25 protein-coding genes are annotated in these 23,770 nt (G+C 71.9%); 11 read left to right on the forward strand and 14 right to left on the reverse strand.

Annotated elements, in window-relative coordinates:
- The first annotated feature begins 200 nt into the window (after positions 1-200).
- Positions 201-1,397: an NAD(P)/FAD-dependent oxidoreductase gene (locus EDD34_RS11440; protein WP_170177054.1), complete on the forward strand. Its 1,197-nt coding sequence runs from the start codon at positions 201-203 to the stop codon at positions 1,395-1,397.
- A gap of 40 nt (positions 1,398-1,437) precedes the next feature.
- On the opposite strand, the gene EDD34_RS11445 is transcribed toward EDD34_RS11440, so the two are convergent.
- The 3 genes from EDD34_RS11445 to EDD34_RS11455 are packed head-to-tail and all read right to left on the reverse strand — an operon-like array spanning position 1,438 to position 4,209.
- Entirely contained in the window at positions 1,438-2,034 is a 597-nt protein-coding gene (locus EDD34_RS11445; protein WP_246012337.1) for a GNAT family N-acetyltransferase, read from the reverse strand.
- Between the two features lie 40 nt (positions 2,035-2,074).
- A complete protein-coding gene (locus tag EDD34_RS11450; protein WP_246012339.1) occupies positions 2,075-3,283 on the reverse strand; it encodes an AI-2E family transporter in 1,209 nt (402 codons plus the stop codon).
- A 41-nt stretch (positions 3,284-3,324) separates the two neighbouring features.
- The gene (locus EDD34_RS11455) at positions 3,325-4,209 is read right to left on the reverse strand and encodes an aldo/keto reductase family oxidoreductase (RefSeq protein ID WP_123814687.1); all 885 of its coding nucleotides are present in this window, start codon (positions 4,207-4,209) and stop codon (positions 3,325-3,327) included.
- A 141-nt stretch (positions 4,210-4,350) separates the two neighbouring features.
- On the opposite strand from EDD34_RS11455, the gene EDD34_RS11460 reads away from it, so the two are divergent.
- Positions 4,351-5,217, forward strand: a complete 867-nt coding sequence (locus EDD34_RS11460; protein ID WP_123814688.1) for a LysR family transcriptional regulator — start codon at positions 4,351-4,353, stop codon at positions 5,215-5,217.
- Positions 5,218-5,228: 11 nt separating this feature from the next.
- On the opposite strand, the gene EDD34_RS20915 is transcribed toward EDD34_RS11460, so the two are convergent.
- The 3 genes from EDD34_RS20915 to EDD34_RS11475 form a co-directional block, all read right to left on the reverse strand.
- On the reverse strand, positions 5,229-5,945 hold the full coding sequence (locus EDD34_RS20915; RefSeq protein WP_211341563.1) for an Atu4866 domain-containing protein: 717 nt from the start codon (positions 5,943-5,945) through the stop codon (positions 5,229-5,231).
- Positions 5,946-6,110: 165 nt separating this feature from the next.
- Positions 6,111-7,379, reverse strand: a complete 1,269-nt coding sequence (gene xynC, locus EDD34_RS11470) for a glucuronoarabinoxylan endo-1,4-beta-xylanase XynC (RefSeq protein WP_123814689.1) — start codon at positions 7,377-7,379, stop codon at positions 6,111-6,113.
- Between the two features lie 242 nt (positions 7,380-7,621).
- Entirely contained in the window at positions 7,622-8,626 is a 1,005-nt protein-coding gene (locus EDD34_RS11475) for a helix-turn-helix transcriptional regulator (RefSeq protein WP_123814690.1), read from the reverse strand.
- 105 nt (positions 8,627-8,731) lie between these two features.
- On the opposite strand from EDD34_RS11475, the gene EDD34_RS11480 reads away from it, so the two are divergent.
- A complete protein-coding gene (locus EDD34_RS11480; protein WP_123814691.1) occupies positions 8,732-9,217 on the forward strand; it encodes a VOC family protein in 486 nt (161 codons plus the stop codon).
- Positions 9,218-9,313: 96 nt separating this feature from the next.
- Here EDD34_RS11480 and EDD34_RS11485 read toward each other — a convergent pair whose 3' ends face one another.
- Positions 9,314-10,039, reverse strand: a complete 726-nt coding sequence (locus EDD34_RS11485; RefSeq protein WP_123814692.1) for an SDR family oxidoreductase — start codon at positions 10,037-10,039, stop codon at positions 9,314-9,316.
- Positions 10,040-10,176: 137 nt separating this feature from the next.
- On the opposite strand from EDD34_RS11485, the gene EDD34_RS11490 reads away from it, so the two are divergent.
- Positions 10,177-10,623, forward strand: coding sequence for a MerR family transcriptional regulator (locus EDD34_RS11490; RefSeq protein ID WP_123814693.1), 447 nt, complete (start codon positions 10,177-10,179; stop codon positions 10,621-10,623).
- Positions 10,624-10,627: 4 nt separating this feature from the next.
- Here EDD34_RS11490 and EDD34_RS11495 read toward each other — a convergent pair whose 3' ends face one another.
- A complete protein-coding gene (locus tag EDD34_RS11495; protein WP_123814694.1) occupies positions 10,628-11,218 on the reverse strand; it encodes a TetR/AcrR family transcriptional regulator in 591 nt (196 codons plus the stop codon).
- Positions 11,219-11,319: 101 nt separating this feature from the next.
- Between EDD34_RS11495 and EDD34_RS11500 the strand changes: the two genes are divergently transcribed.
- Positions 11,320-12,141 (forward strand): SDR family NAD(P)-dependent oxidoreductase, encoded by an 822-nt coding sequence (locus EDD34_RS11500; RefSeq protein WP_123814695.1) that lies wholly within the window; start codon positions 11,320-11,322, stop codon positions 12,139-12,141.
- A 27-nt stretch (positions 12,142-12,168) separates the two neighbouring features.
- On the opposite strand, the gene EDD34_RS11505 is transcribed toward EDD34_RS11500, so the two are convergent.
- A complete protein-coding gene (locus EDD34_RS11505) occupies positions 12,169-13,119 on the reverse strand; it encodes a lipid kinase (RefSeq protein WP_246012340.1) in 951 nt (316 codons plus the stop codon).
- Between the two features lie 118 nt (positions 13,120-13,237).
- Between EDD34_RS11505 and EDD34_RS11510 the strand changes: the two genes are divergently transcribed.
- Positions 13,238-14,617: an MFS transporter gene (locus EDD34_RS11510; RefSeq protein WP_211341564.1), complete on the forward strand. Its 1,380-nt coding sequence runs from the start codon at positions 13,238-13,240 to the stop codon at positions 14,615-14,617.
- Positions 14,618-14,667: 50 nt separating this feature from the next.
- Here the strand turns inward: EDD34_RS11510 and EDD34_RS11515 are convergent, their stop codons facing one another.
- The 4 genes from EDD34_RS11515 to EDD34_RS11530 all read right to left on the reverse strand — a co-directional run bounded on the left by EDD34_RS11515 (position 14,668) and on the right by EDD34_RS11530 (position 17,651).
- The gene (locus tag EDD34_RS11515) at positions 14,668-14,928 is read right to left on the reverse strand and encodes a GlsB/YeaQ/YmgE family stress response membrane protein (protein WP_123814696.1); all 261 of its coding nucleotides are present in this window, start codon (positions 14,926-14,928) and stop codon (positions 14,668-14,670) included.
- 141 nt (positions 14,929-15,069) lie between these two features.
- Entirely contained in the window at positions 15,070-16,116 is a 1,047-nt protein-coding gene (locus EDD34_RS11520) for a 1-aminocyclopropane-1-carboxylate deaminase (RefSeq protein WP_123814697.1), read from the reverse strand.
- Positions 16,117-16,178: 62 nt separating this feature from the next.
- A complete protein-coding gene (locus tag EDD34_RS11525) occupies positions 16,179-16,862 on the reverse strand; it encodes a trimeric intracellular cation channel family protein (protein ID WP_123814698.1) in 684 nt (227 codons plus the stop codon).
- A 141-nt stretch (positions 16,863-17,003) separates the two neighbouring features.
- Positions 17,004-17,651, reverse strand: coding sequence for a GntR family transcriptional regulator (locus EDD34_RS11530; RefSeq protein ID WP_123814699.1), 648 nt, complete (start codon positions 17,649-17,651; stop codon positions 17,004-17,006).
- Between the two features lie 116 nt (positions 17,652-17,767).
- Here EDD34_RS11530 and EDD34_RS11535 point away from each other — a divergent pair, with 116 nt between their 5' ends.
- Both EDD34_RS11535 and EDD34_RS11540 read left to right on the forward strand, forming a co-directional pair.
- Positions 17,768-18,505 carry an alpha/beta fold hydrolase gene (locus EDD34_RS11535; RefSeq protein ID WP_123814700.1) on the forward strand — a complete coding sequence of 246 codons (738 nt, stop codon included), beginning with the start codon at positions 17,768-17,770 and terminating at the stop codon, positions 18,503-18,505.
- A 65-nt stretch (positions 18,506-18,570) separates the two neighbouring features.
- Positions 18,571-19,656: a DUF3592 domain-containing protein gene (locus tag EDD34_RS11540; RefSeq protein ID WP_123814701.1), complete on the forward strand. Its 1,086-nt coding sequence runs from the start codon at positions 18,571-18,573 to the stop codon at positions 19,654-19,656.
- A 210-nt stretch (positions 19,657-19,866) separates the two neighbouring features.
- Here the strand turns inward: EDD34_RS11540 and EDD34_RS11545 are convergent, their stop codons facing one another.
- Positions 19,867-20,112, reverse strand: coding sequence for a hypothetical protein (locus tag EDD34_RS11545; RefSeq protein WP_123814702.1), 246 nt, complete (start codon positions 20,110-20,112; stop codon positions 19,867-19,869).
- Between the two features lie 188 nt (positions 20,113-20,300).
- On the opposite strand from EDD34_RS11545, the gene EDD34_RS11550 reads away from it, so the two are divergent.
- The 3 genes from EDD34_RS11550 to EDD34_RS11560 are packed head-to-tail and all read left to right on the forward strand — an operon-like array spanning position 20,301 to position 23,766.
- Positions 20,301-20,924: an isochorismatase family protein gene (locus EDD34_RS11550; protein WP_123814703.1), complete on the forward strand. Its 624-nt coding sequence runs from the start codon at positions 20,301-20,303 to the stop codon at positions 20,922-20,924.
- Positions 20,921-22,918 (forward strand): anthranilate synthase family protein, encoded by a 1,998-nt coding sequence (locus EDD34_RS11555; RefSeq protein WP_123814704.1) that lies wholly within the window; start codon positions 20,921-20,923, stop codon positions 22,916-22,918. The genes EDD34_RS11550 and EDD34_RS11555 overlap by 4 nt, the downstream gene beginning before the upstream one ends.
- Positions 22,915-23,766, forward strand: a complete 852-nt coding sequence (locus tag EDD34_RS11560; RefSeq protein WP_123814705.1) for a helix-turn-helix transcriptional regulator — start codon at positions 22,915-22,917, stop codon at positions 23,764-23,766. Before EDD34_RS11555 ends, EDD34_RS11560 begins: the two co-directional genes overlap by 4 nt.
- The last annotated feature ends 4 nt before the right edge of the window (positions 23,767-23,770 follow it).

Raw genomic sequence — 23,770 nt, forward strand, 5'->3', positions numbered from 1 at the left:
GACGGCCCGCCGGGCGGTGCCACGGGGGCCGCGCCATGTCGGCCCGGCGGTCGTGGCCAGGATATCGACGCGCGTCGCGTCGTGCGGCCGGTGGCGGACGGGTGACCAAAGTCCCTCCCGATCGGGACCGACGCCCGCTGCGGCACCCCTCGCCGAGGACGCATCGTGGACACACCAACCCTGTCGAAGGAGTCGATGACATGCCCGCTCGCATCCTGGTCCTCGGCGGGAGCTTCGCCGGCCTGACCGCCGCGCTCTCGGTGAAGTCCCGTCTCGGCGCCGACGCGGACGTCACCGTCGTGTCCGCCGCCGACCGCTTCGTGTTCAACCCGTCCCTGATCTGGCTGCCGTTCGGTCGGCGCGGGCGCACCGACATCACGTTCCCGATCGCCCCGACGCTCGAGCGGCACGGCGTGCGGTTCGTGCACGGCACCGCCGCCTCCGTCGACCCCGACGAGCACCGGGTCGAGACGAGCGAGGGCGACTTCGACTACGACTACCTCGTCATCGCGACCGGCTACCGCAACGACCTCGACGTCGTCCCCGGCATGCGCGAGACCCCCACGATCACCACGCTCGCCGCGGCCGAGCGCACCGCCGACGCCTGGCGGCGCTTCCTGGACGACCCCGGCGACGTGATCATCGGCGCGACCCAGGGCGCGAGCTGCTTCGGCGCCGCCTACGAGTTCCTGTTCAACACCTCTTACCAGCTGCGACGGGCGGGCCTGCACGGGAAGGTCAAGCTCACCTACGTCACCGCCGAGCCCTACGCCGGCCACTTCGGGATCGACGGCATGCCCGGCGCGAAGACCCTGATGCGCATGTTCGCCCGCAAGGAAGGCATCACGGTCCGCACCGGCCAGGCGATGCGCGAGATCCGGCCCGACGCCCTCGTGCTCACCGACGACCGCGAGCTGCCCTACAAGTTCGCCATGGTCGTCCCGCCCTTCCGTGGTCAGGACTTCCTGGCCAGGACGCCCGGCCTCGTCGACGCCGGCGGGTACGTGCCCGTACGCCCCACGTACCAGACCCACCACTGGGACGACGTCTACGCCGTCGGCATCGCCGCGGCCGTCCCCGTGCCGTGGACCACCGCCATCCCGACGGGCATCCCGAAGACCGGGTTCCCGACCGAACAGCAGGCGCACGTCGCCGCGAAGAACATCGCGGACCAGGTCCACGGCACCGAACCCGCCACACGCAAGGAGTTCGCCCGCATCCCGGCCCTGTGCATCATGGACGCCGGCAACAACGGCGTCGCGATGTTCGCCGACCACATGCTCCCGCCCCGCAACGCGGCCGTCATGATCCCCGGCCCGCAGAACCACCTGGCCAAGGTCGCCTTCGAGAAGTACTCCCTGGCCAAGATGCGCGCGGGACGCGTGCGGCTGCCCTGACCGGGCCTCGCCGGGGCCCGGGCGCCCGGCTGGGCGGGCCTCAGGGCCCCGTCCACTCCTCGTTGGGCTCCCGCGGGTCCTCCGGGAGCAGCGTGCCCATCCAGGCGTCCCGCCGCTTCCCGCGCTGCAGGCCGTACCGGCGCAGCGTGCCCTCGACCCGGAACCCGAGGTTCCACGCCACGCGGCGCGACCCCCAGTTCCCGACGTACGCCACCCAGGTGATCACCGCCAGTCCCAGCCCTTCCGGGTCGAAGCCCCAGTCCACGACGAGCCGCGAGGCCTCGGTCGCGAACCCCTTGCCGCGCGCGTCGGGGGCGGTCCAGAACCCGATCTCCGCGGACCGCTCCTCGTCGGGCGCGCCCGCGCGGCCCTCGAAGTGCAGGCCGACCATGCCGAGCAGCGGCCCGTCCGTGTCGCCGGGCTCGCGCACCGCCCAGTTGAACTCGCTGCCGCGCGCCCAGCCGTCGGGCACGAACCGCCTCACGAAGAGTTCGGCGTCCGCCCGCAGATAGGGCGACGGTACAACGGTCCAGTCCGAGATGTCCGGGTCCTGGCAGGCAGCCATGATGGTGTCGACGTCGTCCTCGGTGGGGAGGGACAGCCGGACGGTCTCGTTGGCGAGGACGAAGGGTTCCACGCGCATACCCTGCCACAGACAGACGCACTGACCTGCACATTCATGTCTCGGTATGCACCCGCGGAGTGTCCGACGGCGGCCGCGGGCCCGAGGTCCCGGACGCGTCGTCCCGGCCCTCCGCGGCCGGCCCCGGCGGCGCGTCCTCGCCGTCGTCGGCGTCGTCACCGCCCTCGCCCTCCGGGCGCCCCCGCATCGCGGAGAAGACCGCCCACGCGACCGCGACGAGCGGCACCGCGACGACCGCGCCCAGCACGCCGCCGACCAGCGTCCCGCTCGTGACCGCGAGAGCGACCACGACCGGGTGCAGGGAGACCTGCCTGCCCATGATGAGGGGTTGCAGCACGTGTCCCTCGAGCTGGCCGATGCCGGCGATGCCGAGGGTGACGACGAGCGCGGTGAGGGGGCCCTGGGCGGCGAGGGCGACGACGGCGGCGATGATCATGGCGAGCGGGGCGCCGATGATGGGGATGAACGTGCCGATGAACACCAGGACGGCGAGCGGGGCGGACAGCGGCACGCCGAGCACGGCGAGGAGGATGCCCGCGAGGATGCCGTTGGTGATGGCGATGATGACGGTGCCGCGCGTGTAGCCGGAGAAGGTGTACCAGCCGGCGGCCGCGGCCCCGCGCCAGTGCCCGCGGTGGACGGCGGGGAGCTGGGCGAGGAACCAGCGCCACATCGTGGCGCCCGACGCGAGGAAGAACACGGTGAGGAAGATCGCGAGTGCCAGCGCGGCGAACGCCTCGACGACGGAGCCGGCACCCTCGGCGGCGCGCGCGGCGACCTCCTCGCTGTTCTCGCGCACCCAGCCGGACACGTCGCCGAGCCACTGGCTGCGCTGGGCGAGCTCCACCTCGAAGGGGCCGGGCAGGGACTCGGCCAGGTCGACGAGCTGGTCGACACCGCTGCTGAACTGGAGTGCGAGCCGCTCCCACTGCCCGGCCACGGACGCGACCACGTAGGCGAGCAGGCCGCCGACGAGGACGACGCCGCTGAGGATCGCCAGACCGGTGGCGAGCGGGCGCGGCATGGCGCGCTCGTAGAGGTCCGTCAGCGGGTTGAGCACGGCGGTGAAGACCAGGGCGAGGAAGATCGCGACGAAGACGAGCTGCACCTGTGCGGTGAGCCAGAACACGGCCGCGACGGCGGCCAGCAGCACGATGAGCCGCCACGACCAGCCGGCTCCGGTGCGCAGCCAGGTGGGAACCGGGTCGCCGGCGTCCGGATCGGCGGTGCTCTGCGACGTCACTCCGTCAGTGTGCCCCACCCGGCCCCCACCGGCAGGCCACGTCACGGTGCGGCGGGTGCCCCGATCCTGTCCAGTTCGGCGAGGTCCTCGGTGCCGAGCTGCAGCCGGGCGCCCGCGACGTTCTCCCGCAGGTGCCGCACGGACGACGTGCCCGGGATCAGGAGGATGTTGGGCGACCGGCGCAGCAGCCAGGCCAGCGCCACGGAGATCGGTGTGGAGTTCAGGCGGGCCGCCACCGAGGTGAGCGCGGCGGACTGCAACGGGCTGAACCCGCCGAGCGGGAAGTAGGGGACGTAGGCGATGCCCTCGGCGGCGAGCCGGTCGATGAGCGGGTCGTCGTCGCGGTGGGCGAGGTTGTACAGGTTCTGCACGCTCACGACGGGGGCGATCGTCTGCGCCTCGGCCACCTGTTCCGGTGTCGCGTTGCTGACGCCGAGGTGCCGGATGAGTCCCTGCCGCCGCAGGTCGGCGAGCGTCTCGAAGGCCTCGGCCAGGGAGCCCGGCCGCGGTCCCGTCGCGTCGCCGAGGCGCAGGTGCACCAGGTCGAGCACGTCGAGCCCGAGCCGCTCGAGGTTCTCGTCGACGGCGCGGCGGAGCTGGTCGGGGCGGCGGGCGGGAGGCCATCCGCCCTGGTCGTCACGGTGGGCTCCGACCTTCGTGGCGACGTGCAGCGAACCGGGGTACGGGTGCAGCGCCTCGCGGATCAGCTCGTTGGTGACGTGCGGCCCGTAGGCGTCGGCGGTGTCGAGGTGCGTGATCCCGAGGTCGACGGCCTCGCGGAGGACGGCGAGAGCTCCGTCGCGGTCAGGGGGCGGCCCCATCACGCCCGGGCCCGCCAGCTGCATGGCGCCGTAGCCGAATCGCGTGACGGTCAGGTCACCCAGGGTCCAGGTTCCGCCGGGGAGGGGATGAGTGGTCAACGTCATGGCCTTTCACGAGAGGGACGAGGCGGCGCGAAGGGCCGCGCTCTGCCGGTACGGCAAGCCTGCGGCCCTGACGGGCGGCTCGTCCAAGACCCGCTCGATCACGCGTGATACCCGGCCGGTATCGCCCGGTAGCCTGGGACCGTGGAGGCACTGGAGACCCGGGAGCTGAGATACTTCGTCGCGGTGGCGGAAGAGCTCCACTTCGGACGGGCGGCCGAACGCCTGAACATGGCTCAGCCGCCGCTGTCCCGGGCCATCCAGAAGCTGGAGCGCGGCCTGGGCGTCGTGCTCCTGGACCGTGGTCGTCAGGGGGTCTCGCTGACCCCGGCGGGCCGTACCATGCTGGCCGAGTCCCGGCTCGCGCTCGACGCCGTCGACGCGGTCGCCCGCCGAACCCGCCGCGCCGCGTCACCGGAGCCCGTGCTGGTGCTCGCCACCAAGGCGGGGGCCTCGCACGAACTCCTGAAGAAGCTCCTCGACGCCCACGAGGCGGGCCCGTCGACCGTGCGGATCGAGGTGCTGCTGTGCGAGATCGGTGAGCAGGCACGGCTGCTGCGCGACGGGCGGGCCGACGTGGCGCTCATGCACGTGCCGTTCGACGTGATGACGGACCTCGACAGCACCGCGATCCTCACCGAGGGGCAGGTCGCGATCGTGCCGTCGTCGCACCCGCTCGCCCGCCGTACCAGCCTGACGACGGCCGAGGTGAGCGACGTCCCCGGCCTGCCCATCGCCCGTTGGCCCCGCCACGACCACACCTACCCGCCGGGCCCCGGGCCCGAGGTGCGCAGCCAGTCCCAGCTCGCCCAGCTCGTCGCTCTCGGGCGGACGCTCCTCGTCATCCCGGCGTCCAGCCGGGCGTGGCAGTGGCCGGAGCACGTCGCGGTGCCCGTGGTCGACGCCCCGGCCGTGACGACCCTGCTCGCCTGGCGTGCCGGCGCGCGATCCGCCGCGGTCGCGGAGCTGGCCGAGACTGCCGAGCGCCTGGCCGCGCACGAACGTCCCTGAGCCTCTCGCCGTCAGAGCGGCGGACGCCGCAGCACGAAGCCCGCGTGATGCAGGACGCCGTCGACGAGCTGCCCGAATGCCCAGAACCCGGTGTCGTCGAGGTAGGTGATGCGGTCGTCGCGCACCCAGTAGCTGCCGGTCCAGGCATCCGGGCGCCCGCTGCGTGTCTCGGTGTACCGGCCACCGGGAAGCAGGTACTGGGTCATGTCCCGGTCCGCGTCGTGCCATGCGCCGTGCCAGCGCACGCCGTCGGCCTCGGAGACGCCGGCGGACGGCCGGGCCGGCTCGCCTCGCCACACCTCCACGCACCCGGACACGACGACGGCGAGCAGGTCGCGCGGCTGGACGACGAGCATCCGGCGGATGCGCCCCTCGCCCACCGGCCCGCCGACGACCGCGAAGGTCGCCGGGTTGCCCGGCGCGAGGTCGAACGTGTCCCGGCGCCCGTCCGGCAGGGCCCGCACCGCGCTGTCCACGAACAGGGGCACCACCGACGCACCGCCGACCGGGACCGGTTCGGCATCCGCCGGGCGCGGCCCGCCCGCGGACGGGCCGACGTGCGTGATGCGCCCGTCGGACACCCACAGGTCGCCCCGGACCGTCCGCGAGGGCGTCACGTGGACTACCGCGTCGGTGACGACGAGGTCGCCGCCGGGCGCCGCCCGGGAACCGCTCGTCGCCCGACCGGATCCGGTCGCCGGACCGGATCCCCTCGTCACGCCGCTCATGGCCGCTCCATCCGGTTCGTACCGTCGACATCGTCACGACGGCTGGTGCCACCATGGTGCGGGGCCGGACCCGCGCCGGCCAGGCCGGGAGGGTCCTGGGGGCGCCACACCCACCCGCCCGCGGCGCACGGCGTCCCGCGGTGCGCCGCGGCGCTCGGACCCCGGTCAGCCCACGACGAAGGTCCGGATGCTGCGGGCAGGTAGCTGCGCGCCGAACGACCCGTTCGACATGGTGAACGTGTTGTAGTGCGCCAAGGTCCGGTTCGCGTCGGTCAGCCAGGTGGAGATCGTCGCGGAACCGGCGTCGCGGATCTCGTACGGGTGGTAGACGGGCGAGTCGTTCTTGTTGACCGCGACGATGACGACCCGGGACCCGCTCTTGAACGCGGTGATGAAGACGTTCGACTGCGGGTTCGCGGTCGCGGTGATCCGCGAGGAGCCGGGACGGACCCACTTCGAGAAGTGCGCCATGTTGGCTCCGCGCTTGCTGATCTGCCCGTCCTCTCGCATCGGACCGTAGGAGCGGCGGATGTACCACCACACGTAGGTCTGGAACCGGCCGTACAGCAGGGAGCGGTGGATGTGCTCGCCGACGTCGAGGGCGTGCGGCCACAGGTCCGCCGAGTCGCTGCTGTTGGGGTGGTAGACCTCCGTCATCCACAGCTCCTTCCCTCCGCCCTTCTGCTGGAAGAGCGGGTAGGGGAACTCGGAGTTCTGGGTGCCGTAGAGATGGGCCCCGAGGATGTCCACGTTGGCGAGCGCCTGCGGGTCGTCGAGGATGGGGTCCGAGAGGTTCTTGCGGTACTGGAACGACTCCGGCGCGATGACCCGGGTGTTGATCGATCCGGCGTTCTCGCGGAGGAAGCGCACGATCTCGCTCGGGGTCCACGCCGTCCAGTCGTGCGCGTAGTCCGGTTCGTTCTGCACCGAGATGCCGTACAGGGGTACGCCGTTGTCCTGCATGAACGAGGCGAAGTCGTTCAGGTGCTGCGCGTAGGCGCCGTACATGTCGTGGCGCAGGCGCCTGCCGCCGGAGAACGTCTCGGTCATGGACGACGGCGGATTCCACGGGGAGGCGAACACCTTCGCCCCCAGCTCGCTCGCGCGCCGCGCGGTCGCGACCTCACCGCTCCAGTTGGCCCGGTCCTCGTGCACGGGAATGCGGAGCACGGTGAAGCCCAGCTGCCCCTCGCCGTTGCCGAACGCCGTCTCCCGCTGGGCGGCGGTGAGGTCGCTGATCCACGCCGTGTGGTTCATGCCGCCGAAGCCCTGGATCGTCTGCTGGACCACCGACGGCTCCACGACCACCGTGGCCTGTGCCGCCGCCGGCCTCGCCGCCGCCAGTGCCGGCAGTGCGACGCCGGCCGCCAGTACCGCCCGCCTGCTCAGTGACGGCGACGCCGCCTCCTCGGATCGGTCTCGATGTGCTGCCATGTCCCCTCCCGCTGTTGGTGGGTCGATGCCGGCGCCTGCCGCTACCGGACCCCAGGAGGCTCGCCGACGATCATCACGATAAACCGCACAACCGAGACATTGCGGCCGCTGATACGTTTAAGCGTGCTCGCCGCCCGGGAGGCGCGGCACCGGCTCGAGCCACCGGGTCCGACGCCTGCCGGCCCCGAGCTCTCCTGTCATCGGCGCCGTCCGCACCTCCGCGCGCGAGACGCCGACCGCCGTCACACCGAGGACGCCGGCCGGGCCGCGCGCTCGGCGCGTCGCGCGAGGTCGGCGAAGGCGGCGCGAAGCCGGGGCGGGTCGACGACGGTCACGTCGGCGTCGTAGCGCGCGAGGTGGGCCGCGAGCCCTGCCCAGGACCAGGACCCGGCACGGAGCCGGCACCGCGTGGGGCCGAGGTCCTGCACGATGCCGTCACCGGCGAACGGCGCGACGCGGGAGGCCGGCAGCTCGATGATCACCTCGCCCGTGCACGGCCAGGTGCCGGCGTCGCGCGAGCCCTTGAACCGTGCCGACAGGAAGGCACCGGCGTCGCCTCCGGGCAGCTCACGGGGTGTGAACCGGGGCCCGTTGGGCACACGGAGCGTCATGCGGTCGACGCGGTGGACACGCCAGTCCTCGTGCCGCGGACTCCAGGCGACCAGGTACCACCGACCCGCGCGGGCGAGCAGGTGGTGGGGCTGCACCTGTCGTGGCGGCGCGATGTCCTGGCCCCTGCCGTCGCCTCCATCGGCACCGGCGTAGTCGAAGCGCAGTTCCTCGTTGGCGCGGATGGCGGCACCGATCGCGAGCAGTACCTCGGCGTCGACCTCAGGGCGGTCGGCCGGGACCGCCGCGGTCGCCTCGAGCGCGTCGACGCGAGCGCGCAACCGGGCCGGCATGACCTGCCGTACCGTGACCAGCGCCCGGGCCGCGGCCTCGTCGATCGCCGCGCCGGTGGTGACGGCGACCCGCAGTGCGACCGCCAGGGCGACCGCCTGCTCGTCGTCGAACAGGAGAGGGGGCAGGTTGCTCCCGGCGTCCAGCCGGTATCCGCCGTCGGGCCCCTTGATCGCGCGGATCGGGTACCCGAGTCCGCGCAGCCGGTCGACGTCCCGGCGCACGGTTCGTTCGCTGACCTCGAGGCGCTCCGCGAGCAGGCCGCCCGGCCAGTCACGGCGTGCTTGCAGGAGAGACAGGAGCGACAGGAGGCGGCGCGAGGTGGCGGATGCGGAACTGGTGGGCATGATCTCGATCCTGCCCCAGGAAGCGGACGATCACTGTCCTGTACTGCTGTCACCGTTCAACGTGTCCGGGGTTCCCCGGGCGATCCACGACAAGGAGTGCACGACATGGCTGTGAACACGGTGACCCACCTCAACTTCCACGGCGAGGCCCGAGCGGCCCTGGAGTTCTACGGGGAGGTTTTCGGCGGCACGACGACGATCATCACCTACGGCGACTTCGGCATGCCGGCGGACCTGCCCGACGCGGGCTACGTCGTCTGGGGCCAGGTCGTCTCCGGCAACGGCTTCCACGTGATGGCCTACGACGTGCCGAGCTCGGCGGGTGACGGCCTCGCTTCCGGCGAGAGGTCCGGGGCCGGACGGTCGACCCAGCGGGAGAACGGTATGACGGTCACGACCGAGCCGTTCTTCGTGTCGGTCCGAGGCGACGACGTCGAGGAGGTGGGAAAGCACTGGGAGAAGCTGGCCGACGGCGCGACGGTCGTCGAGCCGTACGGGCCGGCGCAGTGGGCTCCGGCGTTCGGCATGCTGACCGACCGCTTCGGCATCACCTGGATCCTTGACGTCGCCGCCCACCACCCGGAGAGCTGAGGCCCAGCGCCCGGATCCGGCGCCGGTCCCGGCACCACGCCCCGTGGCGCCGGGACCGCCCGCGAGCCGCCGGGTGCCGATCCGCAGGAAAGCCGCTCAGCCGGCGGCGAGCAGTTCCGTGATCTTCTCGTAGAACGGAGCGGGGTCACCGGCGAGGGAGGCCTTCACCATGGCGGTCCAGTCGTCCACGACCACCTCGATCGACCCGTTCGCCAGACCGTCGAGCGACCGGCGCGGGACGTCACGGGGGTCGATCTTCGGCCCGTCGTAGGCGGCCGCGATGTCGGTGTCGGCGGCACCGAGGAGGACACCCTGGACCAGCGTTCCCTGGTTCGCCAGCTCGAGGCGCACACCGTTGGTCATGTTCCACTCGGCGGCCTTGGCGGCCGAGTACGAGCCGGTGCCCGGCGCGGCGAACCACGACAGCGCGGACAGCACGTTCACGACCGCGCCGCCGCCGTTCGCCGCGAGAACGGGGCTGAACTCGCGGATCACGTCGAGCGTGCCCCACAGGTGCGTGTCCATCTCGCGGCGCACCTCGGCGAGATCGCCCGTGACGAGCGGGGCGCCGGTCGCGATGCCGGCGTTGTTGACGAGAAGCGTCACGTCACGCGCGCTGTCCGCGGCCGCGACGACGGACCCGTGGTCGAGCAGGTCGAGCCGCAGCGGCACGACCCGGCTGTCGTCGAAGCCGAGGGTCTCGGGGCGCCGGGCGGTCGCGTACACCTTGCTCACTCCGCGCTCGAGCAGTTCGAGGACGAACTGTCGGCCGATGCCGCGGTTGGATCCGGTGACGAGGGCGATCTGGTCGGCGATGTTCATGGGATGCCTGCTCCTTGTGCGCGTGTTCTCGGGCCTGGTGAGACCGTTGCTGCCCCTGCGTCGGCTACGGTAAGAGTTGACGTTGACGTCAAGGGCAAGTCGAGGCTCGCGAGGGCCGGGACCGGAGGAGAACGCGGATGCGGATCGGTGACATCGCGCGCCAGGCGGGCGTCAGCACGAGAGCGCTGCGCTACTACGAGGAACGGGGTCTGCTCGCCCCGGATCGCACCCCCAGCGGCCAGCGCACCTACCCCGCATCGGCCGTGGAGCGCGTTCGGCTGATCCAGCAGCTCCTGACGGCCGGCCTGCCGAGCCGTACCATCCTGAAGCTCCTGCCCGGCATCGATGCCGGGCAGGGCTCCCCCGAGACCTTCGAGCTGATGGCGGCCGAACGCGATCGGATCTCAGCCACCATGGCCGACCTCGCCGCCACGCGCGACGCCCTCGACCGCATGATCGAGATCGCGCACCATCCGACCCCGGAACACTGCCCCGCCCTCCGCGAACCCCCGTGGACGCCCTACGACGCCGCCGGCGGCGCCCCGGCCGCCGACCCCGCCGCGGCCGGGCAGGTCACCGGCTGACGCCTCAGGCGCGGACGGCGGCGACGGCCTGGTCGAACAGCTCCACGGGGTCGGCGGCGCCGCCCGACTGGCGCCAGGCCTCGACGGCCGTGTCGAGGCAGGCGAGCGCCGCGGCGATGACCGCCCGGGCACGCGGGTCGGCGGTGTCGCCGGGCGAGATGCCGAGACGGCGTTCGACGTCGGGAGCGAGCAGTTCCTGCCAGCGGAGGTGCTTCTCGAGGTGCCTCGCGCGGAGCGACGGCGCGTCGGCGTACATGTCGGCGATCTGCAACGGGGTGACGGCACCGGTGCCCGGAGCCCGGAGGCTCTTGAGCGCCTCGCGGAGCGCCTCCCACGCCGTCTCCGTCTCCGGGCGCGCCTCGAGCGCGTCGCGCACCCGGAGCCCGAGCGCCTCGAGGTCACCGAGGACGACGTCCTCCTTGCTCCCGAAGTAGTGGAAGAACGACCGCCGGGAGATTCCGGCGGCGGCCGCGATCTGATCGACGGTGGTCGCCTCGAAGCCCTGTTCCGCGAACAGACGGAGGGCCGTGTCCGTGATCTCGGCGTGCACGGCCCGGCGCGTTCGCTCGCGCAGGGTCTCGGGCTTCGACTCCATACGACGATCCTACCCTCGGTGTGACACCTTACCCACAGTGCCACATCTTACCCTCCGTGCCATGACTTGCACTCGGTGCACATCGCCGCCTAGAGTGCAGCATGGCCGGAATCGACTTCTCCTCCCAGTCCACCATCGTCACCGGCGCCAGCTCCGGAATCGGCGCCGCCTTCGCACGGGCTCTCGCGACACGCGGCTCCGACGTGATCCTGGTCGCCCGGCGTCTCGACCGCCTGCGGCAGCTCGCGAGCGAGCTCGAACGCGACCACGGCGTGCGCGCCACCCCGATCGCCCTCGACCTCAGCCGGCGCGACGCCGGACAGACCCTCGCCGGTGAGGTCGCGGCCCGCGGGCTCGCCGTGACCGGCCTGGTCAACAACGCCGGCTTCGGCACCGACGGGCCGTTCCACGAGGAGGACCCCGACCGCCTCCAGGACGAGATCGCCGTCGACGTCGCGAACCTCGTCGACATCACGCGCGCCTTCATCGAGCCGCTCCGCCAGTCAGGACGCGGCATCCTGGTCAACGTCGCGAGCATGGCCGCCTACGCGCCCGGGCCCGACATGGCCGTCTACTCGGCCTGCAAGGCCTTCGTCCTGAGCTTCACCGAGGCACTCTGGTACGAGTCGCGGCCCAGCGGCCTGCGCGTGCTGTCCCTCGCCCCCGGGCTGACCCGCACCGAGTTCTTCGATGATCTCGCAGGCGGCGCCTACCACGGCAGCTACCAGACCCCCGAGGAGGTCGTCGCGGCGGGCCTGCGCTCGCTGGACCGCGGCAACCGGCGGCCCAGTGTCGTCTCGGGCCGCGGCAACGCGCTGGCCACGGCGCTCCCCCGCTTCCTCACCCGACGCCGCACCGTCCTCTTCTCCGGGACACTCGGCGCCCGCTCACGCGACACGGTGGCCGCCACCGCGAACCGCTGACGGCCGTCGGTCGAGCGGTCCCGGGACTCACGTCCCGCCGTCGAGCCGCCCCGCCCGGCTCCGGGCCGGCACCGCCACATGCAGCGCGTTGCGGTCGACCCGGAACGCCGCCGGTGTCGTGGCCGCCAGCTCGCCGTCCAGGTTGACCCGCATCGGCGCGGTCGTGACGACGTCGACGGCAGTGGTCACGATGTGCCGCACCCGCTCGTGCTCGACCTGGCTGCCGTCCCGGAGCAGCCGCGCGATGGACAGGTGGTCGCGCAGCCCGCCCTTGACGACGGCGTACACGTCCAGCAGGCCGTCGTCGGCCGACGCCGTCGGGGACACGGCGTTGCCGCCGCCGTAGTGCCTCCCGCTCCCGACGGCGACCTGCAGCAGCTCGTCGAGGTCCAGCGTCTCCTGGTCGCCGTCGGGGAACTCCAGCCGGGCCGCGAACGGCCGGTGGTGCCGGAACGCGCGCAGCGTCGCCACCGCGTAGGCCGCGGGCCCGAGGAAACGCTTGAGGCGGGGCGACAGGCGGCGTGTGACCTCCACCGACAGGCCGAACGAGGCGACGTTCAGGTAGGCGTTCCCGTTCGCCCGCCCGACGTCGAGGTCCACGACCTTCCCGCCGAGCATCTCGCGGGCGGCCACGGCCGGGTCCGACGACAGCTCCAGCGTGCGCGCGAAGTCGTTGGCCGTACCCAGCGGAAGCACGCCCAGCACCGTCGTCGTCCCCGCGACCCGGGCCGCGGCCGCGTTGACCGTTCCGTCACCGCCACCCACGACCAGCAGCCGCGGCGGTTCCGCCACGACGCGGTCCAGCACCGCGGCGAGCCCGCCCCCCGACGTCACCTCGTACGTCCGCAGGTCCCGGACGCCACCGGCGGCGAACTCCTCCCGGACCCTCGCCAGAGCGGCCGCGCCGCTGCGCGCACCGGCGTTGACCACGAGGTCCACGCGGGCACCGGGCTCCGCGAGCAGGCTGATCGTCTTCACGAACGACGACCGTACCCCGCGGCCCTGGTCGCCTCCTGGATGCGGCCGGGCCCGCCGATACTGGAGGGTGGACCCACCCCGCCATCAGCCGCAGCACCGTGTACCGAGGAGCGATAACGTGCACACCAGCCCCACCGTCGAGCAGCGGCGAGTACTCGTCGTGGCCATCCTGGCGTCGTTCGTCTCGTTCCTCGACGGCACGGTCGTCAACGTCGCGCTGCCCGCGATCGCCCGCGAACTCGGCGGCCCCGGCGCCGCAGGACTGGCGCTGCAGCAGTGGGTGGTCGACGCGTACCTCATCACCCTCGGCTCGCTCATCCTGGTCGCGGGGTCCTTGTCGGACGTGTACGGCCGCCGTCGGGTGCTGGCGATCGGGCTCGGAGGCTTCGCCGTCGCGTCCGTCCTGTGCGCGCTGGCGCCGACGGGACCCGTGCTGGTGCTCGCCCGGGCACTGCAGGGCGTGGCGGGCGCACTGCTCGTACCGAGTTCGCTCGCGCTGATCATCTCGGCCTTCGAAGGCGAGGCGCAGGGCCGCGCCATCGGGCGATGGACGGCATGGACCGCGACCGCGATGATCCTGGGCCCGTTCATCGGTGGCGGGCTCGTCGACCTGATCTCCTGGCGCTGGGTGTTCTGGATCAATCTCCCCGTGGTGCTCGTGACCTTGGCGCTGCTCCGGGGTGTTCCGACGCCGGACGCCGCGAAGGGACGGCACATCGACGTGCCGGGCGCCGTGCTGGCCGCCGTCGGGCTCGCCACCACCGTGTTCGGGCTGATCGAGGCCATGTGGTGGATGCTCGCGGCGGGGGCGGCCCTCCTCGCGGCGTTCCTGTGGTGGGAACGGCGGGCGCAGGACCCGATGCTGCCCCTGCACCTGTTCGCCGCCCGGAACTTCGCCTGGGGCAACCTGGCGACGGTGGCCGTCTACGGCGCGCTGGCATTCGGCGGGTTCATCCTGACGCTGTTCCTGCAGCAGGTCGCCGGGTACAGCGCGACGGCCGCGGGCGTGGCGCAACTACCGGCGACCGTCGCGATACTGGCCCTGTCGACACGATTCGGCACCCTGGCCGCCAGGCACGGTGCGCGATGGTTCATGACGGCCGGGCCGGTCGTGGCAGGGGCGGGCTACCTGCTGATGCTCTCGATCGACTCGGGCGCCGCCTACGTCACCCAGGTCCTTCCCGGGCTGCTGGTGTTCGGACTCGGGCTGGCGATCACGGTCGCGCCGCTGACCGCGGCCATCCTCGGTGCCGTGCCGTCCGACGCCGCCGGTATCGCCTCCGCGGTGAACAACGCCGTCGCGCGCGTGGCCGGCCTGGTGGTCGTCGCGCTCGCGGGTGTCATCACCGGCGGCGTGCTGGACGTGCTCACCTTCCACCGGGCGCTGCTCGTGACGGCAGCACTGCTCGTCGCGGGTGGAGTCGTCAGCATGCTGGGAATCCGCGACCCGCGTCCAGGTGCCCCGGCGACCAGAACGGTCACCCGCTCACGGGAGTGACGAAGAATCCGCGACGCACCCGGCGTCCGATCGGCGGATGGGCTCGCGCGTCAGCCGGCTCCCTTGCGACGGCCCGCCAGCCCTTCCGCCACGCCGATCAGCAGGACCGCCGCGATCACCGCCACGATGAAGCCCAGCACGTTCAGCTCGAAGATGTCCCCCGTGCCGAGCAGGTTGGCGACGACGCCGCCGATCACCGAACCGACGAGCCCGAGCAGGAGCGTGGCGATCAGCCCGAGGTTCTGCTTGCCCGGCTTGATGAGCCGCGCGAGGGCACCGATGACCAGACCCGCGATGATGAACCCGACCATGGGTATCAGTCCTCCATTCGTCAGCCGTCCTGACAGCCACGCTTCCAGAAGCTGCCGCCGCTCACCACCCGGACGTGGCCGGAGCGAGCGCGGGGCGGCCGCATCCTCGTACGGAGCGACAAGACCACCGTTCCCCGACGCTCACCGGCCCGGCGAACCGGCCTGGTCCTGCGTGAAGAGACCGCTGTAGGCGTTCAACGCCGGCTGACCTCCCAGGTGGGCGTAGAGCACCCTGCTGCCGGCGGGGATCTCGCCGCCGGTCACGAGGTCGACCAGGCCCGCCATCGACTTGCCCTCGTAGACCGGATCGATGATCACGCCCTCCAGGCGGCCGGTCAGCCGGATCGCCTCCAGGGTCGACTCGACGGGGATGCCGTACTCGTCCCCGGCCCACCCCGGCAGCACGGTGATCTCGTCGTCCCGCAGCGGCCTTCCGACGCCGATGAGCTCCGCCGTCGCGCGCGCGATCCGGGCCACCTGGTCGCGTGTCTCGTCGAGCTTCGCGCTGGCGTCGATACCGATCACCCGGCGCGTGCGCCCGCCGGCTTCCTCGAGCGCGGCGAACCCGGCGATCATGCCCGCCAGCGTGGACCCGGTGACCGCGCAGACGACGACGGTGTCGAAGAAGACGCCCAGGTCACGCTCCTGCTCCTGGACCTCGTAGGCCCAGCGCGCGAACCCGAGTCCGCCCAGCCGGTGGTCGGAGGCACCCGCCGGGATCGCATAGGGCGTGCCGCCACGCTCCCGCACGTCCTCGATCGCGCGGGCCCAGGAGTCCTTGAATCCGATGCCGAATCCGGCGGGGTCGAGCCGCACCTCGGCGCCCATGATCCGGCTCAGCATGATGTTGCCGACCCGGTCGGCGACGGTGTCGGGCCAGTCGACCCAGTTCTCCTGCACCAGCACCGCCCGGAGGCCCAGGGAGGCGGCCACGGCCGCGACCTGGCGCGTGTGGTTGGACTGGTACCCGCCGATCGACACCAGGGTGTCCGCACCCTGCGCGAGCGCGTCGGGCACCAGGTACTCCAGCTTGCGGGTCTTGTTGCCGCCGTAGGCCAGGCCCGCGTTGCAGTCCTCGCGCTTGGCCCAGATCTCGGCACCTCCGAGGTGGGCGGTGAGCCGCGGCATCGGGTGGACCGGGCTCGGCCCGAAGGTCAGGGGGTGGCGCGGGAAGTCGGACAGGGCCATGAGTTCTCCTCGTCGTCGAACTGGTCGGTCTCACCGGCGAACGGGCACCGGGCAGGGGATGCTCACGCGGTCGAGGTCGTTCCGGCCGGACGCCGTTGACGCCGGCGCACGACCAGAGCCTGCTGCTCGGACATGCTCCACCTGAAGCGCACGGCGAGGAGCCGCATGACGGTCGTGAGGCCGACACATGCCACCGCGGCCCAGAAGACGGGTCCGCCTGCCGCCACGAGCACGACGAGCAGCGCGGCCCCCGCCGCAGCGGCGATCGCGTAGAGGGACCCCACGTGCAGCAGTGCGACCGGCAGGTTGAGCGTGACGTCGCGCAGGACCGAGCCGCCGACCGCTGCGGCGGCGCCCACGAACACCGCCGGGACTCCCGGAACGCCGAGCGCCAGAGCCTTCGAGGCGCCGATCGCCCCGAAGAGCCCGATCGTGACGGCGTCGAGCGCGATGACGAGCGGGTCGAGGCGGGCGAAGAGGCGCTGCAGGCACAGGCCGAGAAGGGCGGTGATCGCGGCCACGAGCACGTACCAGGCACCGTAGATGACCACCGGCGGCTCACCGAGGAGCAGGTCGCGCAGGAGACTGCCACCGAGGGCGACCCCGATGCCGATGAGCACCACACCGAGCACGTCGATGCGCCGGTCGGTGAACCTGCCGGCGAAGAGGGCACCCTGGAGCGCACCGAGGCCGACCGCGGCGAGCTCGGCCCACAGCGGTATGCCGAAGGGCATGATCGGGTCCATCGGTTCTCCTCGTCCTGGCTCCGGCAGCTCCGCGCCGCACCGCTAACGATACGCAATATATTACATGCCACGGTCGGGAGCAAGGGCACCTTCACCGGCGCCGGGTCATCCCCTGCGGACCGCGCCTTGCCGGCCCACAGGTCACTCGACCGGCGGGAGAGTGCTCCAGGTGCCGAAGGCGATCCGTTCGGCGCGCGCGACATCCCGCTCCGCGCAGGCTCGGATGAGTTCGTCGTGCCGGTCCGCCGACGCACTGGCGTTCAGCGAGGAGAAGCGGAGGCGTTCGGCACGCCGGAGGACCGGGGTGAACTGGTCGAGCACGGTGCTCAGCGCCCTGTTGGCGGCGACGGCGACCGGGACGGCGTGCAGTTCGTCGTCGGCCGCGAGCGCCGCCTCGACGTCCGCGTCCGCGATCGCCGCGCGGAACCGGGCGTTGGCCGCGCGCATCGTGTCGAGGTCGGCCTCGGTGAGGCCGGCGACAGCCTCGCGAACGGCCAGCTGGTGCATCGCCGCCACGACGTCGCGCGCCTCGCGGACGCCGCGCTCGGTCAGCGAGGTGACGGTGGTGGAACGCCCCGGCTGCGCGGCGACCAGCCCGGCCTCCGCCAGGCGCAGCAGCGCTTCCCGGACGGGAGTGCGGCTGACACCGAGCCAGGCGGCGAGGTCCACGTCGCGCAACTGCTCACCGGGAGCGAAGGTCCCGTCGACGATGGCGTCGCGAAGTCGGTGGTAGACGTCGTCCCGGAGGAGTCGGCGGTTGATGAGCGGGGCGTTCTGCGGGATGGGCATCCAATATATTGGTCTCCCGCCGGGAATAAACGCAAGCCGTCGCACCTTGACGACCGCGTGCAATATATTGCATCCTGCTGACACCAGCAGTGCTCCGACACCCGACAGGAACGATCATGAGCAACGCAACCCCCACCAACACCCTCCCGACCGTGGTCCTCGTCCACGGTGCGTTCGCCGAGTCCGCCAGCTGGAACGGCGTCATCGCGGACCTCGACAGGCGCGGCTACCGATCCGTCGCCGTGGCCAACCCGCTGCGCGGCCTGGCGCAGGACGCCGCCTACCTGCGCAGCGTGATCGACAGCATCGACGGCCCGGTGGTCGTCGCCGGCCACTCCTACGGCGGCTCCGTGATGGGCGAGGCCGCCGACGGCGCCGCGAACGTGACGGCCCTGGTCTACATCGCCAGCTTCCACCTCGACGCCGGCGAGAGCACCGGCGAGCTCGCCGCGAAGTACCCCGGAGGCGAGCTCGGGCCCGCACTGGCCCCCCGCCCGTTCCCCGCGGACGACGGCAGCATCGGCTCCGACCTCTACATCGAGCCCGGCGAGTTCCGCCGGGTCTTCGCGGCCGACGTCGAACCCGACGTGACCGCCCTGATGGCCGCCACCCAGCGGCCGATCGCCGCCGCCGCGCTGGAGGACAAGGCCACGAAGGCCGCGTGGCGGACCATCCCGAGCTGGGCCCTCATCACGACCCAGGACCTCGCCATCCCCGCCGACTCCATGCGCTTCATGGCCGAGCGCGCCGGATCGCACACCACCGAGATCGACGCGTCCCACGCCGTGTCCGTGTCCCGGCCGGCCGCGGTCGCCGACATCATCGACGCCGCCGCACGCGCCACCGTTCGCTGACACCCCCGCGTGTTCCGGAGCGGCCGGCCGCTCCGGAACCGCCGGCGAGTATGCTCACGCCCACCATGAGTGGCTCCACGCGTGATCCCTCGACCGGGTCCTGGTTCGACAGATTCGCCGAGCACAACCGTGATCGCAGTACGCGAGGCCTCATCGGGTTGATGCTCCTGGTGCTGGCGATCGCGGCGGTTCCGACGTGGTTGTCGGTGGAGCACTTCCGCACCTTCGTGATCCTCGAGGATCACGGCGTGCGGACGTCGGCGGAGGTCTTCGCGCTGGAAGGTGGCGGGCGGCAGGGACCACGCACGATGGCCATCAGCCCGGACGACAACCCCTCGGTGCTCACCCGCGTGAGCCACTGGCCTCGTGGCACCGAGGTGGGGGATGCGCTGGAGGTCGTGTACGACCCGGCGAACCCGGGCCGGGTCGTCGCGACGGACGCACCCGTGGTCGACGCGTGGATCGCCGTGGTGGCGCTCCTCGAGATCGGCGCCCTCTGGCTGGTTTCCGTCGTCGTTCCGCCTACCCTCGCGCTGCTGGTGCGCCGGGTTCGTGACCCTGCGTGGCGACCTCGTGCGGCTCCGGAAGTATCGTCCGGCCGTGTCGGACGACGGCCGTGGAGCCGCTCCCTCTCGTGGGGGCCGGCCGTCTGGCGCGGGGTCGGTCGTGCGGCACGAGAGCAGGGCGTGTGGAAGGCCCTCATGATCTTCGCCTTCCTGCCGATCACGTTCGCGGTGCTCGGAGTCGGCATCACGGCGGCCGAGGTCCGCGATCTCATTGCCCTCGACGAGCGCGGCGTGACGGCTCGGGCCGAGGTCCTCAGCTCGGAGTGGGCGGGCAACCGGCAGGAGCGACTGACGGTGTGGGTCGCCGCACAGGAGGCGGAGATCAGTCGATGGGCCGGCGCGCCACGGTACGGCGATCCGATCGACGTGATCCACCTGCCCGAGGACCCCCAGGTCGTACGGCAGGTCGGCGTCTTCCCATGGGGCCATGGGGAGGTGCTCTTCGCGGTGTTGGGCGTCGTGGGGGTGATCACGACGCCGTTCGTCACCCCTGCGGCGATCGCGGGCCTGCTGGGCCGGCCCGCCGAGACACGAGGAAGGCGCACCGGACACTCTCCGCCCGGGCGGTCACCCCAGCCGTGGTGATTCAGGCGGATGTCTCGTCACCGTCACCGCTGCGAGAGCGACACGCGAACGCCGGGAGCATAAAGACGTCCTCGTGTGCGCGCTACGCGCAGGGCACGCTGCCGGTCCGTCGACGCCGGGTTCTCAACCCCGAAGTAGCCGGTGTCGTTCAACCTCCGGAAGCTCCGGCGCGGAGGATCAGCGTGTTCCCCGATCCACACGAGCCATCTCTCACACCTCGTCGCGGATGGCTCGTTCAGCGCGGTCCGGACCGCGTCGACCACGGCGCCACGCCTCGAACAGGGCGGCCCCGATCGTCATCGCCAGACCGAGCGCGCCGAGCGGGGTGCCCACCAGCGTGAGCACGCCGGCGCCGATGTTGGCGTCCAACGCCGTCGGATCCCGGAGGAAAGCGGCTGTGGCGAGTGCCACGAATCCCGTCCCCAGCAGGACCGTCCCTGCAGTGCGAATGATCACTCCTTCTCCTCGGCTGGCCCGACCATGTCACCCAGTACAGACCATGTGGGAGGGACGAAGTCAATTCCCGAGGGCCGGCGCAGCGGGCCCTTCGACGACTTGACAAACTCGTATCCGGTTTATTGGGGCATCTCCGACAAGCTGACCAAACTACAGGTCAGCACCCACTTCCCCGACGGAGAAGGGCCATGGCCGGCATACCTCAGATCGCCGAGTACACCCTGCCCGAGGCAGCGGACCTCCCCGCCAACACCGCCCGCTGGACGGCTCGTCCCGACCGTGCGGTCCTCCTGATCCACGACATGCAGCGCTACTTCCTCGATCCCTTTCCCGAGAGTCTGCGCCTCCCACTGATCCGGAACGTCGCGCTGCTGCGTGACCGCGCCGCCGCCCAGGGCGTGCCGATCGCCTACACCGCCCAACCGGGCAGCATGACCGCGCAGCAGCGTGGGCTGCTCAAGGAGTTCTGGGGACCGGGGATGCGACGCTCCCCCTCCGAACGCGCCATCGTCGACGATCTCGCACCGGCGCAGGGCGCCTGGATGCTCACCAAGTGGCGCTACAGCGCGTTCCTCGGCACCGACCTGCTGGAGCGTATCCGGGCCACCGGTCGCGACCAGCTCGTCGTGTGCGGTGTCTACGCGCACGTGGGGATCCTCGCGACGGCCGTCGAGTCGTTCTCCCACGACATCGAGACGATCGTCGTCGGGGACGCGACCGCGGACTTCTCCCCCGAGGAGCACCGCCAGGCACTTGCGTACGCCGCCGCCCGGTGCGCGACCGTTCTGCCCGCACGGGAGGTGCTCCCGTGAGCGCGGACCTGCTGGACCTCGTGCTGCACGAGGACCCCCCACCCTTCGCCCTCCTGCACCGGCCGGGGGCGGGCCGACGGCACGTCGTCGACGTGCTCGTCGGTGACGTCTCGCGCCCCGCACTGCTCGGGGACATCGCACTCCCGCCGGAGGGCGCGGACTCGCCTCGGCGACCTGGAGGCCCTTCCGGAGCCGTGCACGACGTCCTGGCACTGGTGCCCTACCGCCAACTCCACGAGCGCGGGTTCAGCAGTCCCGACGACGCCACCCCGCTGGTGGCCCTGGCAGTCACCGCCGACCAGGAAGTCCCGCTGGGAGAGGTGCTCGAACGTGTCCCGGACGCGCCCATCGAGCTGAACGGCGAGACCTTCGAACCCGACGACGCCGCGTACGGCGACCGGGTACGCCGGGTCGTCGAGGAGGAGATCGCCACCGGTCAGGGGGCGAACTTCGTCCTGCGCCGGACGTTCGGGGCAGAGATCGGCGGTTCACCCCTGTCCGGTGCGCTCACGCTGTTCCGCCGGATCCTGGAGAGCGAACAGGGCTCGCACTGGACCTTCCTGGCATACACCGGCGAGCGCATCCTCGTCGGTGCGAGTCCCGAACGCCACGTCAGCCTCCGGGACGGCATCGCCGTGATGAACCCCATCAGCGGAACCTACCGATACCCCCCGAACGGTCCCGACCTCCCCGGCGTCATGGACTTCCTCGCAGACCGCAAGGAGTCCGAGGAGCTCGCGATGGTGCTCGACGAGGAACTGAAGATGATGGCCCGCATCTGCGACGACGGCGGCCGGGTCACCGGGCCCCATCTCAAGGAGATGGCGGCCGTCGCCCACACGGAGTACTTCATCGAGGGACGCACCTCCCGCGACCCGCGCGACATCCTCCGCGAGACCCTGTTCGCCCCGACGGTGACCGGCAGCCCACTGGAGAACGCCTGCCGCGTCATCAGCCGCTACGAACCCGAGGGACGTGGCTACTACAGCGGGGTGGCGGCTCTCATCGGACGCGACGCGGCCGGCCGGCGCACGATGGACTCCGCGATCCTCATCCGCACCGCCGACATCGACTCCACGGGGAGACTCGCCCTCGCCGTCGGGGCGACGATCGTGCGGGAATCCAGGCCGGAAGCCGAGATCGCGGAGACGCGGGCCAAGGCCGAGGGGATCGTCGCGGCGCTGCGCGCCCCCGTCCACCGCGCGTTCGCCGCGCACCCCGACGTCAGGTCGGCACTCGAGGACCGGAACGACGGGCTGGCCGGCTTCTGGCTCCGGTCCCGTGCCGGCTCCCCGGGGCGCGGGTCGACCACGTCCCCCGATCTGACGGGCCGCCGGGTCCTGATGGTCGACGCGGAGGACACCTTCACCGCCATGATGGTTCACCAGCTCCGCGCCACCGGTGCGACGGTCGTGGTCCGGCGCTTCGACGAACCGCCCCCACCCAGCGGGCACGACCTCGTCGTGCTCGGTCCCGGGCCCGGGGATCCCGGGGACCCCACCTCCCCCAAGATGCGCCACCTGCGATCCGAGGTGTCGCGGCTCCTGACGGGCCGCCGACCCTTCCTGGCCGTCTGCCTGAGCCACCAGGTACTGAGCCAGGAGCTCGGCCTGCGGGTCTCGCGCCGCCGCCGGCCGAACCAGGGCGTGCAGCGTTCGATCCAGCTCTTCGACGAGCACGTGCGCGTCGGCTTCTACAACTCGTTCTCCGCGGTCTCCCCGACCGACCACCTCGAGTCCCGGACGCACGGCCGGATCGAGGTGTCCCGCGACCCTGACAGCGGCGAGGTGCATGCCCTGCGCGGCCCGGGCCTCGCGTCCGTGCAGTTCCACCCGGAATCCGTGCTCACGCTCGACGGCGACCGCATCCTGGCCCGGTTGTGCGTGGAAGCCCTCGCGAGCGCCCTCGAGCCGACGACGGCCCTGGGTGCCCCTGGGAGGGTCACCCTCGGCCCTCCGCCGGCGAGCCGTCCCGAGATAGCGTCGGCATCATGAAGGTCGAAAGCCTGGGAAGCTTCCTCAAGACTCGGCGGGACAGGACGAGTCCGGAGATGCTGGGTCTCGATCCGGGAGGCGCGCCCCGCCGCGTGCCGGGCCTGAGACGTGAAGAACTCGCCCGGCTCTCCGGCGTCAGCGTCGGCTACTACACGAGGATCGAACAGGACCAGACGGGGACGGCCTCCCCGCAGGTCCTGGATTCCCTGGCCTGCGCGATGCGGCTCGACGACGCCGAACGCACCCACCTGTTCAACCTCGCCACGACGGGAGGCTCCAGCCGCATGGTGCGGCCGGACCCCGAGTACCCGCACACCCGTGTCCTGGCGCTCTTCGAGTCGCTCCAGGAAACGATCCCGGCCGTCGTGCTCGGGAGGCGTGGTGACGTCCTCGCGTGGAACCGATCGGGCCATGAGCTGCTGTCCGAGCACACCCCGTTCGCGGCACCGAACGAGGCCGACCGACGCCCGTCCGTCCCGCGGGCGTTCTTCCTCGACCCCCTCACGCGGGACCTGTACCGCAACTGGGACGAGCTCGCGCGGGCGCACGTCGCCTACCTGCGGCTGACGTCCGGCCGCTATCCGCGCGACGCACGGCTCGCCGAGCTGATCGGTGAACTCACGATGAAGAGCGACGAGTTCGCCGCCCTGTGGACCGAGGGCGACGTCGCGGACTGCACCGTCGGCACCATGCTCCTGTCCCACCCCACGCTGGGCGCGCTCGACATCGATTACCAGGTGTGGCTCCAACCCGAGTCGACCGATCACCGGCTCGAGGTCTACACGCCGAACGACACTGCTTCCCGTGACGCCCTGCAACTCCTTCCGAACCGGATCGGCGTCCGCTGAACCG

The sequence above is a fragment of the Myceligenerans xiligouense genome (genome assembly GCF_003814695.1).
Classification (GTDB): domain Bacteria; phylum Actinomycetota; class Actinomycetes; order Actinomycetales; family Cellulomonadaceae; genus Myceligenerans; species Myceligenerans xiligouense.

What these genes read in the sequence shown, in the direction of transcription:
- EDD34_RS11455 (WP_123814687.1), bottom strand. Translation starts at nt 4,209, where the DNA reads ATGACGTTGACCACTCATCCCCTCCCCGGCGGAACCTGGACCCTGGGT.
- EDD34_RS11540 (WP_123814701.1), top strand. Translation starts at nt 18,571, where the DNA reads ATGAGTGGCTCCACGCGTGATCCCTCGACCGGGTCCTGGTTCGACAGA.
- EDD34_RS11480 (WP_123814691.1), top strand. Translation starts at nt 8,732, where the DNA reads ATGGCTGTGAACACGGTGACCCACCTCAACTTCCACGGCGAGGCCCGA.
- EDD34_RS11500 (WP_123814695.1), top strand. Translation starts at nt 11,320, where the DNA reads ATGGCCGGAATCGACTTCTCCTCCCAGTCCACCATCGTCACCGGCGCC.
- EDD34_RS11495 (WP_123814694.1), bottom strand. Translation starts at nt 11,218, where the DNA reads ATGGAGTCGAAGCCCGAGACCCTGCGCGAGCGAACGCGCCGGGCCGTG.
- EDD34_RS11515 (WP_123814696.1), bottom strand. Translation starts at nt 14,928, where the DNA reads ATGGTCGGGTTCATCATCGCGGGTCTGGTCATCGGTGCCCTCGCGCGG.
- EDD34_RS11440 (WP_170177054.1), top strand. Translation starts at nt 201, where the DNA reads ATGCCCGCTCGCATCCTGGTCCTCGGCGGGAGCTTCGCCGGCCTGACC.
- EDD34_RS11535 (WP_123814700.1), top strand. Translation starts at nt 17,768, where the DNA reads ATGAGCAACGCAACCCCCACCAACACCCTCCCGACCGTGGTCCTCGTC.
- EDD34_RS11520 (WP_123814697.1), bottom strand. Translation starts at nt 16,116, where the DNA reads ATGGCCCTGTCCGACTTCCCGCGCCACCCCCTGACCTTCGGGCCGAGC.
- EDD34_RS11560 (WP_123814705.1), top strand. Translation starts at nt 22,915, where the DNA reads ATGAAGGTCGAAAGCCTGGGAAGCTTCCTCAAGACTCGGCGGGACAGG.
- EDD34_RS11475 (WP_123814690.1), bottom strand. Translation starts at nt 8,626, where the DNA reads ATGCCCACCAGTTCCGCATCCGCCACCTCGCGCCGCCTCCTGTCGCTC.
- EDD34_RS11490 (WP_123814693.1), top strand. Translation starts at nt 10,177, where the DNA reads ATGCGGATCGGTGACATCGCGCGCCAGGCGGGCGTCAGCACGAGAGCG.
- xynC (WP_123814689.1), bottom strand. Translation starts at nt 7,379, where the DNA reads ATGGCAGCACATCGAGACCGATCCGAGGAGGCGGCGTCGCCGTCACTG.
- EDD34_RS11530 (WP_123814699.1), bottom strand. Translation starts at nt 17,651, where the DNA reads ATGCCCATCCCGCAGAACGCCCCGCTCATCAACCGCCGACTCCTCCGG.
- EDD34_RS11550 (WP_123814703.1), top strand. Translation starts at nt 20,301, where the DNA reads ATGGCCGGCATACCTCAGATCGCCGAGTACACCCTGCCCGAGGCAGCG.
- EDD34_RS20915 (WP_211341563.1), bottom strand. Translation starts at nt 5,945, where the DNA reads ATGAGCGGCGTGACGAGGGGATCCGGTCCGGCGACCGGATCCGGTCGG.
- EDD34_RS11525 (WP_123814698.1), bottom strand. Translation starts at nt 16,862, where the DNA reads ATGGACCCGATCATGCCCTTCGGCATACCGCTGTGGGCCGAGCTCGCC.
- EDD34_RS11485 (WP_123814692.1), bottom strand. Translation starts at nt 10,039, where the DNA reads ATGAACATCGCCGACCAGATCGCCCTCGTCACCGGATCCAACCGCGGC.